Below are 17,431 nucleotides of genomic sequence, written 5' to 3'. Positions count from 1 at the left end.
CGGCTTGTTGGTGTGCCATCTGTGTGCCATGATGGCACCATGGACCTGACAACGTATGTGAGCAACCTCGGGCGCGAGTTCGCCACGCTCGCCGAAGCCGGCGGCGAGGAGACGCGTGCGCTTGTCGAGCGCCTGACCGGCTCGCTCGAATCGGCGATCCGGATGACCCTGCTCGACGCGCTGTCGGCCGCCGCCGACGAGATCACCCGGGACCTGGCCCCGGGTTCGGTGGAACTACGACTGCGCGGGCGCGACCCGAACTTCGTCGTGACCCTGCCGCCGGCCGAGTCGGACGGGGCCGTGGAGGACGTTGCGGCGACGGTCGGCGGCGGGCCGGAGGGTGATCTGCTGATCGCCGAGGACGGCCCGGCGGCGCGAATCAACGTGCGCATGCCCGAGCAACTCAAGGCCGCGATCGAGGAGGCGGCCGCCAAGGAGGGCCGGTCCGTCAACGCCTGGCTGGTCCGGTCGGCCGCCGCCGCGTTGCAGCGGCCCGACCGCGACCTGCGTCCCGCGCCACGCGGCGGGAAGCGGGCCAAGCAGGGCTTCACCGGCTGGGTGCGCTGACCGCACCGCACGCCATCCCACACGTCACGCCCCCGACCTGCGGGGACGTCCACCTACCCAGGAAGCGGGGACAACCATGCCAGTTTTCGAGACGCCCGAACCGATCTCCGTCACCGTCGAGCTCGCCGTCAGCACCGTACGGATCGCTGCCAGCGACCGGACCGACACGGTCGTCGAGGTACGCCCGAGCGACCCGGTCGACGAGTCGGACGTGCAGGCCGCCGCCCAGGTCCGTGTCGACCACGCCGACGGCACGCTCCGGATCACCGGGCCGAAGCGCACCTTCGACTTCTCCAGGAAGACCAAGGCGGTCGACCTGACCATCGAACTGCCCAGCGGTTCCCACGTGGACGCACACCTGCAGATGGGCGACATCCGCTGCGCCGGCCGGCTGGGGCAGTGCCGGCTCAAGACCACCGGCGACGTCTCGCTCGAACACACCGGCCCGCTGCGCCTGCACACGGGCTTCGGTCACGTCACCGCCGACGTCGTCACCGGTGACGCCGAGATCTCCACCGGCTCCGGAAAGATCCAGATCGGCCGGATCGACGGCGTCGCGGAGGTCAAGAACTCCAACGGCGACACCGCGATCGACGCGGTCTCCGGTGACGTGCGGGTCCGCAACGCCAACGGTGCCATCGCCATCGAGCGGGCCGGCGGCGGCGTGGACGTGAAGACCTCCAACGGCAGCATCCACCTCGGCGAGGTGGTCCGTGGTTCGGTCGTACTCGGCACCGCCGCGGGCGACCTGGACATCGGCATCGCCGAGGGCACCGCCGCCTGGCTAGAGGTGAACACCGGGTTCGGCAACGTGCGCAACCTGCTGGAGAACGCCGCCCGACCCGACGAGAACGACGAGACGGTCGAGGTGCGCGGCCGCACCTCGTACGGCGACATCACCATCCACCGCTCCTGACCATCCGACCGGCTCGGAAAGGGAAACCATGACGATCACGCAATCCCCGCCGGCGATCGCGGTGAGCGGGCTACGGAAGTCCTTCGGCGACCACGTCGTGCTCGACGGGCTCGACCTGACCGTGGCGCGGGGGTCGGTCTTCTCGCTGCTCGGCGCGAACGGCGCCGGAAAGACCACCACCGTGAAGATCCTCTCCACCCTGGTCGGTGCCGACGCCGGTGACATCCGGGTCGCCGGGCACGACATCGCCCGCGAGCCGGACGCGGTACGCGCCGCGATCGGTGTCACCGGCCAGTTCTCCGCGGTGGACAAGCTGCTCACCGGTGCGGAGAACCTGCGGATGATGGCGGACCTGCACCACCTCGACCGGGGCGAGCGCCGGCAGCGCATCGCCCAGCTGCTCGAACTCTTCGACCTGACCGAGGCGGCCGGCAAGCCGGCATCGACCTACTCCGGCGGCATGCTGCGGCGGCTCGACCTGGCGATGACCCTGGTCGGACGCCCGCAACTGATCTTCCTCGACGAGCCGACCACCGGGCTCGACCCGCGCAGCCGGCGGGCGGTGTGGCAGACCATCCGGGAACTGGTGGCCGACGGCGTCACCATCTTCCTGACCACGCAGTACCTGGAGGAGGCCGACGAACTGGCCGACCGGATCGCGCTGCTCGACCGCGGACGGGTGGTCGCCGAGGGCACCGCGGAGGAGTTGAAGCGCCGCATCCCCGGTGGCCACGTACGCCTGCGGTTCACCGATCCGCAGGGCCGCGACGCGGCCCTGCGGGTGCTGGATCAGGCGGCGCGCGACAACGACGCGCTCGCCCTGCGGGTGCCCAGCGACGGCAGCCTGCGCTCGCTGAAGACCCTGCTCGGCCGGCTCGACGACCGGGCCATCGAGGTCGACGAGCTGTCCGTGCACACCCCCGATCTCGACGACGTCTTCCTCGCCCTCACCGGCACCTCCACCAACGAGAAGGTGACCACCCGATGAGCACTTCCACTCTCGCCGGCCCGGCTCCGGCCAACCTCCGTCTGCACCCGCTCCGCGACTCGGCGACGATGCTGCGCCGCAACCTCAAGCGCATGCTGCGGTACCCGTCGATGACGCTCATGCTCGTCGGGATGCCCGTCGTCTTCCTACTGCTGTTCGTTTACGTTTTCGGCGGCATGCTGGGCGCCGGACTCGGCGGGGCGGCAGTCGACGGCGCGGCGGGCGGACGCGCCGCGTACGTCAACTACGTGGCGCCCGCGATCATCCTGATGACCATCGCGGCCACGATCCAGGGAACCGCCATCTCGATCGCCATGGACATGACCGAGGGCATCATCGCCCGGTTCCGCACCATGCACATCGCCCGCGTCTCGGTGCTGACCGGGCACGTGCTGGGCAGCATGATCCAGGCTGCGATCGGTCTGGCGATCGTGATCGGGGTGGCGTTGCTGGTCGGCTTCCGGCCCACCGCGGGACCGGTCGAGTGGCTGGCCACCACCGGGTTCCTGGCGGCGGTGACCTTCGCACTCGTCTGGTTGTCCGTCGCGCTCGGCCAGGTCAGTGAGAGCGTCGAGACGGCGAGCAACCTGCCGATGCCGCTGGTCCTGCTGCCGTTCCTCGGCAGCGGCTTCGTACCCACCGATTCGATGCCGGTCGGGCTGCGCTGGTTCGCCGAGTACCAGCCGTTCACGCCGATCATCGAGACCCTGCGCGGCCTGTTGACGGACGCGCCGATCGGGAACAACGCCTGGATCGCGCTCGCCTGGTGCGCCGTGATCGCGCTGGGCGGATACCTCTGGTCCAAGCGGCTGTTCGACCGCGAGTCCTGAGGCCGCGTGCGGCACCCGTGCCAGCGGATCGTGGCGGTGCGGGTGTCGAGCGGGTCGGCGACGACCGTCCGGGACGGCAGATGTCCCCCGGACGGTCGATCGCCGCTGGTGGCGGTGCCGGCCGGCACCGGTAGGGTGCGGCCATGGCAGAGGTGCTCACCGCCGAGGCGGTGCGAAACGAGCTGGGTGGGCTGGCGGGCTGGTCGGGAGACCCCGCCGGAATCACCCGCACCGTGGAACTGGCCAGTTTTCCGGACGCCATCGCGGTGGTGGACCGGGTCGCCGTGACGGCCGAGGAACTGGACCATCACCCCGACATCGACATCCGGTGGCGCACGCTGACCTTTCGCTGCGTGACCCACTCGGCCGGGGGCGTCACCATGCGTGACGTGCGGTTGGCCCGGCGGATCGACGAGATCGTGGAGGGTGCCCGATGAGGTTCGAGATCAGCAAGGTGCTGGACGCCATCGAGGGGCGGGTCTGCACCGACCCGCAGTTGGCCCGTGCGGTGCTGGACCTGGCCGAGGTCATTCGCTACCAGGATCTCGACGGCGGACGCCCGGCCAGTTCGCTGCGCCTCGGCATGGTCATCGACGCGCTGGCGCGCAGCCTGGAGGAGGACAGCGTCCCGGTGTACGCGGTGGTGCACCGGGGGATGCTCTCCGACGCCGATCTCACCTCCAACGAGCGGATGGTGGTGCGCCGGTGGGCCGACGACGGCCTGGTGGAGGTGCTCGACAACCCCGGTGACCGGATGCTGGAGGTGGCCGACCTGCTCGGCCTGCCGGTGCTCAGCCGGGTCCGTTTCGACGGCCTGCGCGGGCGCTTTCCCTGGCTGGTGGAGCAGCCGGGCCGGGTCGTCGCCCCGGTGCCGGGGGCCGGCGGTCCGGTCTTCATCGCCCACGTCGGTGGCGGTCACACCCCGGTGGCCGGGCCACCCGCACCGGCCGCCGCCAAGCTGCTCTCCCGGGAATGGCGCTGCCCGGAATCCGGCTGCACCCTGTTCGGTGGGGCCGGCGGTGGCGGTGCCTTCGCCGACCTGGCCCGGATCGACCGCGCACCCACCGGGCAACCGCCACCGTCGCTGCGCAACGGCGTACCCACCTGCCCCCGGCACGGCTCGCGGCTGCGTGACGCCGGTCCCCGGCCGCGCAGCGAGGTCCTCGCGGTACGCGTCGGTGGCCTGATCCGCCGCCGTTTCGTACTCACCGAGGAGCAGCCGGTCATGATCGGCCGGGCGCCGGAAGGCTCCGGCGGGATCGTGCTCGGTCAGTGGCTCAACGACGAGGCGCGGCGCTGGATCAGCCGTAACCACCTGCGGTTGGAGCTGCGCGGCGTGGACGTTGTCGCCACCGACGTCAGCACCAACGGCTCGGGCGTGCGCCCCGCCGGCTCCCTCGCCGAGGCGGACCGGATCCCGCTGGCCCCGCAACAGTCCCGGGTGCTCGGCGCCGGCGACATGGTCGAGCTGTACCCGGGGGTGCAGCTCGGTCGCCCGAACGAGTTCCCGGCGGGTGCGCCGTACAACCCGGACTCGGTGATGTCCGAGGCGCCGACCATGGCGATGCGGCTGCCGCGCTGAGCGACCACGCGAACGACGGACGGGCGTCGGGACCGTGGTCCCGACGCCCGTCCGGTGGTACGACCGCTCAGCCGGCCAGCACGGCGGCTACCTGCGCCACCGCGTGATCGATCTCCTCCTCGGTGATCACCAGCGGCGGGGCGAGGCGGATCGTCGAACCGTGCGTGTCCTTGGCCAGCACACCCCGCTCCATCAGCCGTTCGCAGGCATCCCGGCCGCTCATCAGGGCGGGGTCGATGTCCAGGCCGGCCCAGAGGCCCCGGCCGCGTACCGCGACCAGACCCTTGCCGATCAGCCCGCGCAGCCCGGCGTGCAGCCGCTCGCCCAGCTCGGTGGAGCGGCGCTGAAACTCGCCGGTCGCCAGCAGCCGGACGACCTCGGTCGCCACGGCGCAGGCGAGGGGGTTGCCGCCGAAGGTGGAACCGTGCTGGCCCGGCCTGAGCACACCGAGCACGTCGGCGTCGGCGGCCACCGCGGAGACCGGCACGATGCCGCCGCCGAGCGCCTTGCCCAGCAGGTACATGTCCGGCACGACGCCTTCCTGCTCGCACGCGAACGTGGTGCCGGTGCGGCCCAGGCCGGACTGGATCTCGTCGGCGATGAACAGCACGTCGCGCTCGGTGCACACCCGCCGTACGCCGGGCAGGTAGCCCTCCGGCGGCACCACCACGCCCTGCTCGCCCTGGATCGGCTCCAGCAGCACGGCGACGGTGTGCTCGTCGATGGCGTCGGTCAGCGCGGCCAGGTCGCCGTACGGGACGATCCGGAAGCCCGGGGTGTACGGCCCGAAGTCGGCCCGCGCGTCCTCGTCGGTGGAGAAGCTGACGATGGTGGTCGTACGCCCGTGGAAGTTGCCCTCCGCGACCACGATGTTGGCCTGACCGGCCGGCACTCCCTTGACCTGGTAGCCCCACTTGCGGGCCACCTTGATGCCGGTCTCCACGGCCTCGGCCCCGGTGTTCATCGGCAGCACCAGGTCCTTGCCGCACAGCGCCGCGAGTTCCCGGCAGAAGTCGGCGAACTGGTCGTGGATGAACGCCCGGCTGGTCAGCGTCAGCTTGTCGAGCTGGGCGTGCGCGGCGGCGATCAGCGTCGGGTGCCGGTGACCGAAGTTCAGTGCCGAGTAGCCGGCCAGGCAGTCGAGGTAGCGCTTGCCGTCCACGTCGGTCACCCAGGAACCCTCGGCGGAGGAGATCACCACCGGCAGCGGGTGGTAGTTGTGCGCGGTGTGGCGCTCCGCGTCCTGCACCGCGGCGGGGGTCCGCAGCATGTCCTCGATCATCGGCTCGCCTTTCCCTGACGGAGTCGCAACGTGCAGCACTTCGGGCCACCGCCGGCCTTGCGCAGCTCGGACAGGTCGACCCCGATGGTCTGGTAGCCCCGGTCGCGTAGCTGGGCGGCCAGGCCGGTGGCCTGCTCGGGCAGCACCACGTGCCGCCCGTCGCTGACCGCGTTGAGCCCGAGCACCTTCGCGTCGGCCATGGTGGCGTGCACCGCGTCGGGGAAGAGCCGGCGCAGCACGGCCTGGCTGCCGGGCGAGAACGCCTCCGGCAGGTACGCCACGGTCCGCTCGTCGAGCACGGTCAGCGCGGTGTCCAGGTGGTAGAAGCGCGGGTCGACCAGCTGCATGGTGACCACCGGGTAGCCGAAGACCTCCTGGAGCTGGGCGTGCGAGGCGTGTGCGGTACGGAAGCCGGTGCCGGCGAGCAGGTGGTCACCGGCCAGCAGGATGTCGCCCTCACCCTCGTTGACGTGCTTCGGGTCGTACATCTCGAAGCCGGCGGCCTCGAACCAGGCGCGGTACGCGGGGGCCTCGTCGGCGCGCTGCGGGTCCCGGAACTGCACCGCCATGGCCTTGCCGTCGATCACGGTGCCGCCGTTGGCGGCGAAGACCATGTCGGGCAGGCCGGGCACCGGTGCGATCTCCTCGACGGTGTGGCCCAGGTCAAGGTAGACCTGGCGCAGCCGCTCCCACTGCCGCACGGCGAGGTCGACGTCGACCGGGGCGGTCGGATCCATCCACGGGTTGATCGCGTAGTCGACGGCGAAGTACGTCGGCCGGCACATCAAGAAGCGCTGGCGGGTGGCGTCCATCGTCATGTGTCCTGCTCCAAGAGTCGGGCGCGCCCGGCCACCGTCGGCCCACGGGCTGGCGCCGTGGCTCAACCGTATGCGTGGCCGACGAGCAGAATCCACCGCGAACCCTTGCATTCAGCGGCAGATCATTGCGTTTCACACCGACACAGCGGTCTTTCGTTGCGCAAGTCGGATCCGCTCCAGCACACCGGCCCGCCGGTGCCGCCGACTGCCCGGCGTTTCCCCGCGCGGGATGCCGCAACCTGGGGCGTCGGGCCGCCTCCGAGGGGCCGCCATGCGGCAGCTCGTGCCGCATGGCGGTCCACCCTGGTGGTGGCGGTGACGCTGCTGTCGCGAGACGGCGGTGACTGCGCCCTGGGCGTCTGCCGTGGGCCAGCCTCTCCGGAGGCAGATGTCCGGGGCCGGCGACCGCCCCCGGACATACGTCAGGGGCGGCGAACCGCCGCCCCTGACGAGTGTGTGCGCCCGGCTGGTGAACCACCAGAGCTGGTCGGGCTACGGCCGGTTCTCCACCGGCCGGTGCCGGTGAACCACCGGCGGGCGAAGATGTGCCCTCTACAGGCGACCGACAAACTGTGAATCAAGCCACTCGCGGAAGCGGACCACCATGTCGCCGTCGGTGGTCGGCCAGTCGTACTGCCCGGTCATCGCCAGCACGCCCAGGACCACCGCGCCGAGGCCGAAGCCGATGCCCAGCAGCGCGTCGGACTTGCCGGCGATGTGCCGCCGCCGGGTTGCGATCAACCCGAGCACGGCGAGCACGGCGCCGGCCGCGCCCACGGCGATGCCGTACCCGGCGAGGGCGCCGGTGAGCACGAACAGGATGCCGGCGACGCCGACGATCAGGCCGAGCGTGGCCAGCAGACTGGCCCGGGGTCGCGGGCCGACCGGCGCCGGCGGTACGTCCCGACCGGCGTCGCCGGTCCGGTCAGCGTCGACGATGCCGTCCCGCTCACCGGCGTCGGAAAGCCGGTCGGCCTCCACGGTCCGGTCCGGGTCGACGATCCGGTCGTGGCTGGTCGTGCGCTGGCCGTCGACGGTCCGGTCGCCATCGATGGTGCGCCTGCCGTCGACGGTCCGGTCGTGGCTGGTCGTGCCCCTGCCGTCGACGGTCCCGTCACGGTCGAGGGTGCGGCCGAGGCCGTCGGTCCGGTGGCCGTCGACGGTCCGGTCGGGGGTGGCGGTGCGCGTGCCGTCAACGGTCCGGTCGCGGGCGGCGCTCTCGGTGGTGGCAGCCCGGTCGGGGTTCTCGGACTCGGCGGTGGCACGGGCGCGGCGGGAACCGAAAACCGTGGAGCGCGCGGTGGCGGCGCGGGCCTCGGCGGTCCGCTCCGCGTCGGACTGACGAACCGCGCCGTCCTCGGTACGGCCCTCGACGTCGGGTCGTCGCCCGTCCGGCCGGGTGTCGGTGGCGACCGTCCCGGTCCGGCCGTGCTCGTCGTCTGCCGGCGACGCCGGTTCTGTCCGGCGCGACAGCGAAGGAAATCTCATGATCTTCACCTCCTGGTCGATGCGTGGGCGGCGGCATCGGCCCCGTATCGCCAGCCACGCCACAACACCCCGGAGGTACCCCCTCCCCACCCACCCGACACCCCCGCCCTCCCCTCCCACCCACCCGTTCCCCGCGATCTTGCAGTTATGGTCGCCGATATGTGCCATTGACATGCTTTTGTCGCGACCATAACTGCAAGATCGCCGAGGCGAGGGTGGGGTGGGGTGGGGGTGGGGTGGGGTGGGGTGGGGTGTTAGTGGGGGCGGGTTAGGGGGGCCAGGGCGGAGGTTAGGAGGGCCATGCGGCGGGGGCGGGAGACGAGGGCGGGGCGGTTGCGGACGCAGCGGGCGAGGATCTCCACGGCCCGCTCGAGCGGGATCATCAGAGGTCGGGACGAGCCCTTGGCCATCTTGGTGTCGACGAAGCCGAACCGCACGGTGGTCACGTGCACGCCCTGCCGGCGTAGCGACCCCGACAAACCCATCAGGTACGACGACAGCCCGGCCTTGGAACCGGCGTAGCCGGGTGCCTCCCGGGAGACCAGCCGGTCGGCGAGGCTGGAGATCCCGATCAAGTGCCCGTCTCCGGCGGCCAGCATTCTCGGCACCACCACGGCGGTGGTCCGTACCGCACCCATCAGGTTGACCTCGAAGGTGCGCGTCTGCGCGTCCAGGTCGGTCGGGTCCACGGGTTCGCCGATGCCGGCGGCGTAGACGCACAGGTCCACCCCGCCGAGTTCGTCGATCGCCTTGCCCAGCACGTCCGGATAGTCCGGCGCGGTGACATCGACGGTGTGGTGGGTGTACGTGGGCACGATGATGGGGTTGTCCCGCCGGGACAGTCCGGTGACCCGCCAGCCGTCGGCGAGCAGCCTGCGGGTGAACGCCAGCCCGATCCCGTCGCTGTTGCCGACCACCACCGCACGGCGCATCCGATCCGTCATGACCCACCGTCCCCATCGAGTCGACGTGGTGCCCACCGTGCCGGCGGCCCGACCGGCAATTGAACCAGACGACGCTGGCAGGCTCCTACCGTCGAGTAGCGACGACCGGCCGGGGCACGGCTGGCACAGACTGATGCGTGGGTGGCGCGGGCCGGGGCGCGGCTGGCACGGGCCGGTGCGCGGGTGGTCGGGGTGCGGCCCGGAGCAGGGTTATGCCGGCGCGCCGGAGGAACACCGACCGGCGGGCGACGGCCTGGCCCCGCTCGTCGAGTTGGTATCCGTCCAACCAGAACCAGCCGTCGTACGTGGTCCAGTCCAACTCGCGGATCACCCGGAAGAGCACCGGCCGGTGGAACTGCACACTGGCGGCCCGGGTGAGGCGCAGCAGGTCACCGGCGTTGACCGTGCTCACCGCAGCCAGCCGAGGAAACGCTGGTGCAGCGTGCCGGCGGTCGACCAGCCGAGGTCGTGGCTGGCCGAGACGAGACAGGCACCCAGGTAGAGCGCCAGGGACACCGGTGCCTGGTCGTACTCGGCGCGCAGTTCGATCCGCCGCCGGGCGCAGGGCCAGGGCCGGCCGCATCCGGCGCAACTCCAGGTGGGCAGCGTCGGCCCGTGCATGGTCATGGGAATCCTCTTTCACGATTCAAGTAGGAATTCCGCCGGAGAATCGGCGAGGTGTGCCGGCCATTTCCGGTCAAGGCGCGCGTGCCGCCAGCATGTATTCGGGCGCGTGCCTTGCGCAACTCCTCGCCCCGTCAATAGCCTGAATCGGAAATGGCGCGCGATGAATGCACGCGGAATCGGCGAGAAAGGAAACGTCCGATGTTGCTCCAGGAATGCGGTGATGTTGCATGACGGATGAAACAAGCGGTTCCACCGTGCCCCGGCGTCAGCTCGGCCGGCTGCTCACCGAGCTGCGTGAGGAGGCCGCCGTCACGCTCGACGCGGCAGCGGCGGCCCTGGACTGCTCCCGACAGAAGATCTGGCGCATCGAGAAGGGCCTGGTGCCGGTACGGGTGGTGGACGCCCGGGTCATGTGCGATCTCTATCGAGTCCCGGAGGACATGAAGGCGATCGTCGCCGGTCTCGCGAAGGAAACTCGCGCGAGGGGTTGGTGGCACTCCTACGGTGACGTGGTGCCGTCCTGGTTCTCGCTCTACGTGGGCCTGGAATCGTCAGCATCGCTGATCCGGCGATACGACGCCGAGTTGATCCCCGGGCTGCTCCAGACCCGCGAATACGCCACCGAACTCTTCCGTCGCAAGAATCCGACCATGACCGGCGAGGAGCGGGAGAAACTGGTCGCGGTGCGCCTCCAGCGACAGCACATCCTGGTCCGGCGACTGCCCAGCGCGCCCACCCTCAAGGTGGTGCTGAGCGAGGCCGTGCTGCGCCGCACCATTCCCGACCGGCGGGCGATGGCCGAGCAGTTGCGCCACCTGCTCGACGTCGCCGCGCTGCCGAACGTTTCGCTGCGGGTACTGCCGCTGACCGCCGGGCCGCCGCTGGCCAGCGAGACCGGCACCTTCGTCCTGCTGGACTTCCCGCGCTCCCTCGGCCGGGCGTCGACCGAGCCGACCACGGTCTACCTGGAGAACATCACCGGCGCGCTCTACCTCGACAAGCCGGCGGAGGTGGCCGCCTTCGAGCACGTCTGGTCAGACCTGGAAGCGCTAGCCCCGGATGCGGCAGAATCGGAGAAGCTCGTCCAGACGATCATCGAGGAGCATCATGTCTGATCTTGCCGGTGCCGTCTGGCGCAAGAGCACCCGCAGCGGCGGCAGCGGTGGCGACTGCGTCGAGGTGGCCACCAACCTGCCCGCCGTGGTGGCCGTGCGCGACAGCAAGGACCCGCATGGGCCGGTGCTCACCGTCGCTCCCGACGCCTGGGCCGCCTTCGTCGACGAGGTGCGGCGCGGTTTGCGCTGAGTGTCGTTAAGAAGGGCCCCCTGCTATACACCAGGCGTTAATAAGGTGCCCTTCCTTTACCCTTGGCGGCGTGCCAGAGGGACACACCATCCATCGCCTGGCGGCCCGGCACGCCGAGCTGTTCGCCGGGGACAAGGTGCTCGCCGCCAGCCCGCAGGGCCGCTTCGCCGAGGGTGCCGCCCGGATCTCCGGCGAGGTGCTGGACGGCACCGAGGCGTACGGCAAGCACCTGCTGCACCACTATGCCGGTGGGCTGACGCTGCACGTGCACCTCGGCCTCTACGGCAAGGTCACCGACGGTGACGGGGAGCCGCCGGAGCCGGTGGGGCAGATCCGGCTGCGCCTGACCAGTGACCGGCACTGGCTCGATCTGCGCGGTCCGACCGCCTGTGAACTGCTCGACCCGCCGGAGGTCGCGGCGCTGCGGGCCCGTCTCGGCCCGGACCCGCTGCGCGCCGACGCCGATCCGGAGCGGGCGTACGCCCGGATCGCGCGCAGCGCGTCGCCGCTGGCGGCACTGCTGCTGGACCAGTCGGTGGTGGCCGGCACCGGGTTGATCTTCGTGACCGAGGCGCTGTTCCGCGCCGGCCTGCCGCCGAGGCTGTCCGGCCGGGAACTGACTCCGGCCGGTTGGCAGGTGCTCTGGGCCGACCTGGTCGAGCTGATGACGCTCGCGGTCGACACCGGCCGGATCGACACCGTCCGCGCCGCGCACCTGCCCGAGGCGATGGGTCGCCCGGCTCGCGTCGACCGGCACGGGGGAGAGGTGTACGTCTACCGCCGTCCCGGCCAGCCCTGCCACGTCTGCCGCACCCCGGTCAGCCGGGGCACCATCACCGCCCGCAACCTCTACTGGTGCCCCACCTGCCAGTCCTGAATCTTGGTGCGGTACGCCCTCCACGGGGCCGTTGCGGACCAGGATTTCAGCGAGTTGGCTCAGGTGAGGAGCCAGCGGGCGACCTCGACGTGATCGGTGAAGACCCGGTCGCCGTCGATGCTCCAGGCCAGGGTCTGGCCGATCGTCCAGCCGCGTACCCGCTCGCGGTCCAGCCCCAACTCGGCGCTGAGCCGGTCCAACCGGCGGCGAACGGCGGCCCGGGAGTGACCCAGCTCGGTGCCGCGCACCATCGCCACCACCGAGAACTCCCGCTCGCCGACCAGTGGCTTCGGGTCGATCACCAGCCACGGCTCGCGTTCGGCGCACAGCACGTTGCCCGCGTGCAGGTCCTGGTTGACCAACACCTGCTCACCCTGGCTGCCGGCCAGCCCGGCCAGCAGGTCGAGCGCGGCGTCGACCAGCCGGCGATCGTAGGGGCGGCCGACGCGTTCCCACTTGACCGGCAGCCGGGCCGCCCAGCCGGCCGCCGCCTCCGCCAACGACAGGAACGGCTGACCGGCCGGCACCCAGAGGCGGGGGAGCAGTGCCACCACGGCGTCGAGCGCCTCGTCGAGCGGTAACGCGTGCAGCGGGGTGCCGGGGTCACAGCGTTCCACCAGCAGGGCCCGCAGCTCGGGGTCGTGGGCGAGCAGCCGGGCGGCGCCGTCGCCGCCCCAGTGGCGCAGCGCGAGCGCTTCGTGCTCGCTCTCCGCGTCGGGGAACTGCACCTTGAGCACCGCCCGGGTGCCGTCCGGCAGGTCGGCCGGCAGCGCCAGCGATGCGCAGGCGTACCCGAAGGGTGGCCCGAGCCGCAGCGACCAGCGCCGGGCGCAGGTGGCCAACAGCTCTGGCAGCTCGGCCAACCACTGCGGCCCGCCCGCCATGCCGCGCAACCAGGCGAGCCCGTCGGGGATCCGCAGCGCCTCGGTCACCGGCTCATGGTCGCCGAACCCGGGACGACAGCACAACGGCCGGCCCGCCAGCCGGTCGACCTGCTCGGTACCGGACACGGCACCGGGGTCGACCGGCTGGACGGCAGCGTCGCTCACCGGCTCATGGTGGCCGAGCCCGAACGACCGTGGCAGCCGGCATCAGCGGAGCCGGCGGATGTCGCCGTACGCGCGGTAGAAGCCGCCCCGGCCGGACTCGCGTACCTCGGTGACCAGGTAGCGGGCCCCGGGCTCGCGGATGCCCTTGGGGAACTGCACCGACCAGTCCCGGCGGTAGCCGGTGGAGAGCACGTGGACCCGCAGCCGGCCGCCGTGCTCGACGCACTCGACCACCACGCCGCCGCCGGTGTCGCCGACCACCTCGACCTGGGTGACGGCGGCGGGCTCCGGCAACCGGGCCGGTGCCTTGACGTCGACCACCTCCGGCACGCTGCCCGCCTCCGCCGCCCGGATCGCCGGCTCGCTGGCGTCGATGCAGGCGAGGTGACCGCTGGTGGTCACCACGTAGAGCCGCTCATCGTGGTACTGCATCGAGTAGGCCGAGCCGCAGCCGGTGCCGAGCTTCCACAGCCGGGTGCCGTCGGCGGCGAAGCAGTAGATCGAGGACTGGCTGTCCCCGGCGAAGACGTACCGGCCGTCGGAGGCGGTGGCGCAGGAGAAGACCGGGGCGTCGGCGCGGTAGGTGCGCCGTGCCGACCCGCCGTCCTTGCCGAGGCGTACCACCTCGCGGGTGGCGGTGCCGGCGAACACCGCGTCGCGTTCCTGCCAGCCGAAGAGGACCGAGCCGGTGCGGGTGTGCCACAGCTCCCGACCGGTGCGCCAGTCGTACCCGCTGACCCCGGTCGAGTCGCCGTGGTAGACGGCGTCGGCGTCGCAGCGCACCATCCAGGCCGACCGGCCGCGCCCGGCCCGCCGCCAGAGGAACTCGTCCTCGTGGTCGATGGCGGCGATCCCGCCGTCGGCGTCGGAGACGCCCAGCACGCCGTCGTGGATGTCGAGCCAGTAGATGTCGATGTCGGGCGCGATCGCGTACGCCACCCGGGGGATCTTGCCGGAGAGGTCGTAGACGTTGCCGTCGTCGCAGCCGGCGTAGATCCAGGCGTCGTCGGCGACGATGCACTTGACCCCGTCGGGCAGGCGGACCTGGTCCAGCACCCGGGCGTCATGGTCGAGGGTGGTGATCACGCCCCGCTCGTTGCCCACCATGCAGGTGCGCCCGTCGACGAAGATGCCGAAGGCCGGTGCGCCGGAGTCGTACCGCCAGAGCACCGGAGCGGTGCGCGCGGTCGAGCGGGTGCTGACGATCTGCCGTCGGGAGACGGCCCGCTTCTGGCGTACTCCGGGCACCGCCGGGGCGTACCCCTTGCGGACCTTCTCGCCGATCTTCTTCGCCGCGGCGGCCCGGGCCCGCGCGTTGTCGGGGTAGCCGGTGGTCTTCACCTGGCCCTGGTCACCGATCCGCCCGTACCGCACGGTCATCGTGGCGTCGTCGACCACCACCTCGTAGAACTTGTGCGCTCCACCGTCCACTTCGGACAGTTCGAGGTAGGTCGTCTCCTGCGACATGGGCATTCCTCCGGAGGGGTCGGCACCACCGCTGACCGGGTGGGCGCGCACACGCTAACCGGCCCCACCGACAAGAAGCGCTCAGCGGGCGAGCGCGTCCACCGCCTTGCGGGCGGCGACCAGCACCGGATCCCAGACCGGGGCGTACGGCGGTGCGTAGGCGAGGTCCAACGCGGTCATGTCATCCACCGTCATCTTGTTCCACAGCGCCACGGCCAGGGTGTCGATCCGCTTCGCGGCCTCCGACCAGCCGACGATCTGGGCGCCGAGCAGCCGCCCGCTGGGACGCTCGGCGATCAATTTCACCGTCATCTTCCGCGCGCCCGGGTAGTAACCGGCGCGGTTGGTCGACTCGGCGATCACCGAGACGAACTCGAAGCCGGCCGCCTCGGCCTCGTCCTCCCGCAGCCCGGTGCGCCCCACCTCCAGGTCACAGACCTTCGTCACGGCCGTGCCGATCACCCCGGCGAAGGTCGCGTACCCGCCGCCGATGTTGATCCCGGCGATCCGGCCCTGCTTGTTGGCGTGGGTGCCGAGCGGTACGTGCACGGGCAGCCCGCTGACCTTGTGCAGCGTCTCCACGCAGTCCCCGGCGGCCCACACCCCGGGCACCCCGGACACCCGCATCCGGCGATCCGTCCGGATCCCGCCGGTCGGCCCGAGCGGCAGACCGGCCGCCGCGGCGAGCTCGGTGTTGGGGCGTACGCCGAGACCGAGGACCACCAGGTCGGCCGGGATCGGGCCGTCGTCGGTGACCACCTCGCAGACCCGGCCGTCGCGTGCCGACAGATCGGTGACCCGTACGTTCGTCCGGATGTCCACGCCCAGTCCCCGCATCGCCTCGGTGACCAGCCGGGCCATGTCCGGGTCGACGGTCGACATCGGCTGCTCGCCGCGCTCGACCAGGGTGACCGACAATCCACGCCGGACCAGGGCCTCGGCCATCTCGACGCCGATGTAGCCGCCGCCCACCACCACCGCCCGACGGGGCTGTGGGTCGGCGTCCAGCCACTTGCGCAGCGCCGAACCGTCGTCGAGGGTCTGCACCCCGAACACCCCGGCGGTGTCGGTGCGCGCCCAGGCCGGCTTCTTGGGCACCGCTCCGGCGGCGTACATCAGGGTGTCGAACGGCTCGCGGACCTCACCGCCGCCGTCCAGGTCGCGGGCGACCACCTCGCGGCGGACCAGATCGATCCCGACCACCTCGTGCCGGATCCGCACGTCGATGGCGAAGTCCTCGCGGTGCGTCTTCGGCGACCGGGTCACCAGTTGCTCCCGGTCGGTCACCAGGCCGCTGATCCAGTACGGGATGCCGCAGGACGAGTACGAGGTGAAATGCCCCCGCTCGAACGCGATGATCTCCAGGTCGTCCGGGCCCCGGCGCCGACGCGCCTGCGACGCGGCCGACATGCCGGCGGCGTCACCGCCGATGACGATCAACCGTTCCGTCACGGCACCCACTCCTTCGTCAGGCCGGGTCCTCGCCCCGGGTCTGTCGCGCCACGTCCCTCACCACATCCTCCAACCGTCCGTTGCGGGCGTACACGGAACGCTGCCGTGCGGCACCGCTGCCGTGCCGGCGCAGCCCCTCCAACAGCCTGGTCACCTCGGCGTGGTCGCCGTGTCGTTCCAGGGCCGGCCCGAGCCGCCCGACAAGCTGGTGCAGCACGTCCCACGCCGGCCGCAGCTCGCCGCTGGACAGGTCGACCGCCTCTCCCTCCAACCCGTCGTGGGCGGCCCGCCAGTGCGCGCCGACCAGCAGGTGATGATCGGTGGGCAGCGGTGGCCGTCCGGCCGCGATGTCGTCGAGCGCGGTCGCCACCAGTCCGCGGACCAGGGCGGCGACCAGGACCGCGTCGTCGACGGTCGGGCAGACGTCACCGATGCGCAGCTCCACCGTGGGGTACTTGGCCGACAGCCGGGCGTACCAGTAGAGCATCCCCTCGTCGAGCATCACGCCGCTGCCGATCAGCTGACGGATCAGTCGTTGGTAGTGCTCGTGGTTGACCAGGTAGGGCGTCGGTGCCACCGAGGGCCAGCGTTCCCACTCGATCGACCGCCAACTGGCGTATCCGGTGTCCGCTCCCCGGGCGAACGGCGAGTTGGCGGTGACCGCGTGCAGGATCGGCAGCCAGGGCCGCACGTGGTTGAGCACCTGCACGCCGGTGTCGGGGTCCGGCACGCCGACGTGGACGTGCATGCCGTTGTTGCCCGGCCCGGGCACCAGCAGCCGGAAGCGGGAGATCATCCGGTCGAAGCGGGGCTTGTCGACCACCGGTGGCACCGGTCCGTCGACCGGCCCGGTACCGATCGCGAGCAGCCGGGCACCGGCCCGCTCGGCGGCGTCGGCGAGCGCGGCGCGCAACAGGCCGAGGGAGTGCCGGATCGAGGACAGTTCCAACCCGGGCGGGCTGCCGATCTCGATCTGGCTGGTCTGGAACTCCCGCTCGACCTGTCCCCGCAGCTCGGCCGGTACCTGCTCCAGCACCGCCTCGACGGCGGGCACCGCGACCCCGGTTTCCGGGTCGACGAGCAGGAACTCCTCCTCGACACCCACGGTGAGCAGGTCGGTTGCCTCGACCGGAGGATTCGGGGCCGTCGCCGCCTGCCTGACCATCGCTACCACCGTCCACTTCTGCCGGGGCGGTCCGTCCGCACCGGGTCGGCCGGCAATTACCCCCGGTGGCGGGA

General features: G+C 71.6%; 19 protein-coding genes. 9 read left to right on the top strand and 10 right to left on the bottom strand.

The window, feature by feature from the left end; translation table 11 throughout:
* Window positions 1-39 precede the first annotated feature (39 nt).
* The 6 genes from SM447_RS21070 to SM447_RS21045 all read left to right on the top strand — a co-directional run bounded on the left by SM447_RS21070 (window position 40) and on the right by SM447_RS21045 (window position 4,883).
* Window positions 40-567: an Arc family DNA-binding protein gene (locus tag SM447_RS21070; protein WP_474574561.1), complete on the top strand. Its 528-nt coding sequence runs from the start codon at window positions 40-42 to the stop codon at window positions 565-567.
* Between the two features lie 76 nt (window positions 568-643).
* On the top strand, window positions 644-1,483 hold the full coding sequence (locus SM447_RS21065; protein WP_474574560.1) for a DUF4097 family beta strand repeat-containing protein: 840 nt from the start codon (window positions 644-646) through the stop codon (window positions 1,481-1,483).
* A 28-nt stretch (window positions 1,484-1,511) separates the two neighbouring features.
* The gene (locus SM447_RS21060) at window positions 1,512-2,471 is read left to right on the top strand and encodes an ATP-binding cassette domain-containing protein (protein ID WP_474574559.1); all 960 of its coding nucleotides are present in this window, start codon (window positions 1,512-1,514) and stop codon (window positions 2,469-2,471) included.
* A complete protein-coding gene (locus SM447_RS21055) occupies window positions 2,468-3,301 on the top strand; it encodes an ABC transporter permease (RefSeq protein ID WP_474574558.1) in 834 nt (277 codons plus the stop codon). Before SM447_RS21060 ends, SM447_RS21055 begins: the two co-directional genes overlap by 4 nt.
* Before the next feature lie 143 nt (window positions 3,302-3,444).
* Window positions 3,445-3,738: a 4a-hydroxytetrahydrobiopterin dehydratase gene (locus SM447_RS21050; protein ID WP_474574557.1), complete on the top strand. Its 294-nt coding sequence runs from the start codon at window positions 3,445-3,447 to the stop codon at window positions 3,736-3,738.
* Entirely contained in the window at window positions 3,735-4,883 is a 1,149-nt protein-coding gene (locus SM447_RS21045; protein ID WP_474574556.1) for an FHA domain-containing protein, read from the top strand. Before SM447_RS21050 ends, SM447_RS21045 begins: the two co-directional genes overlap by 4 nt.
* 67 nt (window positions 4,884-4,950) lie before the next feature.
* Here the strand turns inward: SM447_RS21045 and rocD are convergent, their stop codons facing one another.
* The 6 genes from rocD to SM447_RS21015 form a co-directional block, all read right to left on the bottom strand.
* The gene (gene rocD / locus SM447_RS21040; protein ID WP_474574555.1) at window positions 4,951-6,165 is read right to left on the bottom strand and encodes an ornithine--oxo-acid transaminase; all 1,215 of its coding nucleotides are present in this window, start codon (window positions 6,163-6,165) and stop codon (window positions 4,951-4,953) included.
* Window positions 6,162-6,977: a dimethylargininase gene (gene ddaH / locus SM447_RS21035; RefSeq protein ID WP_474574738.1), complete on the bottom strand. Its 816-nt coding sequence runs from the start codon at window positions 6,975-6,977 to the stop codon at window positions 6,162-6,164. The genes rocD and ddaH overlap by 4 nt, the downstream gene beginning before the upstream one ends.
* Window positions 6,978-7,535: 558 nt before the next feature.
* Window positions 7,536-8,471 carry a thrombospondin gene (locus SM447_RS21030; protein ID WP_474574554.1) on the bottom strand — a complete coding sequence of 312 codons (936 nt, stop codon included), beginning with the start codon at window positions 8,469-8,471 and terminating at the stop codon, window positions 7,536-7,538.
* A gap of 254 nt (window positions 8,472-8,725) precedes the next feature.
* Window positions 8,726-9,415: an SDR family NAD(P)-dependent oxidoreductase gene (locus SM447_RS21025; protein ID WP_474574553.1), complete on the bottom strand. Its 690-nt coding sequence runs from the start codon at window positions 9,413-9,415 to the stop codon at window positions 8,726-8,728.
* Between the two features lie 85 nt (window positions 9,416-9,500).
* Complete coding sequence (locus SM447_RS21020) at window positions 9,501-9,827, bottom strand: hypothetical protein (protein ID WP_474574552.1); 327 nt, start codon at window positions 9,825-9,827, stop codon at window positions 9,501-9,503.
* Window positions 9,824-10,042 (bottom strand): hypothetical protein, encoded by a 219-nt coding sequence (locus SM447_RS21015; protein ID WP_474574551.1) that lies wholly within the window; start codon window positions 10,040-10,042, stop codon window positions 9,824-9,826. The genes SM447_RS21020 and SM447_RS21015 overlap by 4 nt, the downstream gene beginning before the upstream one ends.
* 227 nt (window positions 10,043-10,269) lie before the next feature.
* On the opposite strand from SM447_RS21015, the gene SM447_RS21010 reads away from it, so the two are divergent.
* The 3 genes from SM447_RS21010 to SM447_RS21000 all read left to right on the top strand — a co-directional run bounded on the left by SM447_RS21010 (window position 10,270) and on the right by SM447_RS21000 (window position 12,224).
* Window positions 10,270-11,157, top strand: coding sequence for a DUF5753 domain-containing protein (locus SM447_RS21010; RefSeq protein ID WP_474574550.1), 888 nt, complete (start codon window positions 10,270-10,272; stop codon window positions 11,155-11,157).
* Window positions 11,150-11,347: a DUF397 domain-containing protein gene (locus SM447_RS21005; RefSeq protein ID WP_474574549.1), complete on the top strand. Its 198-nt coding sequence runs from the start codon at window positions 11,150-11,152 to the stop codon at window positions 11,345-11,347. Before SM447_RS21010 ends, SM447_RS21005 begins: the two co-directional genes overlap by 8 nt.
* Before the next feature lie 70 nt (window positions 11,348-11,417).
* Entirely contained in the window at window positions 11,418-12,224 is an 807-nt protein-coding gene (locus tag SM447_RS21000; protein WP_474574548.1) for an Fpg/Nei family DNA glycosylase, read from the top strand.
* 59 nt (window positions 12,225-12,283) lie between these two features.
* On the opposite strand, the gene SM447_RS20995 is transcribed toward SM447_RS21000, so the two are convergent.
* The 4 genes from SM447_RS20995 to SM447_RS20980 all read right to left on the bottom strand — a co-directional run bounded on the left by SM447_RS20995 (window position 12,284) and on the right by SM447_RS20980 (window position 17,357).
* Window positions 12,284-13,273: an aminoglycoside phosphotransferase family protein gene (locus SM447_RS20995; protein WP_474574547.1), complete on the bottom strand. Its 990-nt coding sequence runs from the start codon at window positions 13,271-13,273 to the stop codon at window positions 12,284-12,286.
* A gap of 42 nt (window positions 13,274-13,315) precedes the next feature.
* Window positions 13,316-14,740 carry a WGR domain-containing protein gene (locus tag SM447_RS20990; RefSeq protein ID WP_474574546.1) on the bottom strand — a complete coding sequence of 475 codons (1,425 nt, stop codon included), beginning with the start codon at window positions 14,738-14,740 and terminating at the stop codon, window positions 13,316-13,318.
* A gap of 81 nt (window positions 14,741-14,821) precedes the next feature.
* Complete coding sequence (locus SM447_RS20985; protein WP_474574545.1) at window positions 14,822-16,192, bottom strand: FAD-dependent oxidoreductase; 1,371 nt, start codon at window positions 16,190-16,192, stop codon at window positions 14,822-14,824.
* 16 nt (window positions 16,193-16,208) lie between these two features.
* Window positions 16,209-17,357, bottom strand: a complete 1,149-nt coding sequence (locus tag SM447_RS20980; RefSeq protein WP_474574544.1) for a carboxylate-amine ligase — start codon at window positions 17,355-17,357, stop codon at window positions 16,209-16,211.
* Window positions 17,358-17,431: the final 74 nt, after the last annotated feature.

The sequence above is a fragment of the Micromonospora aridisoli genome (assembly GCF_056150025.1).
This window is presented reverse-complemented; position numbering and strand designations above follow the sequence as displayed.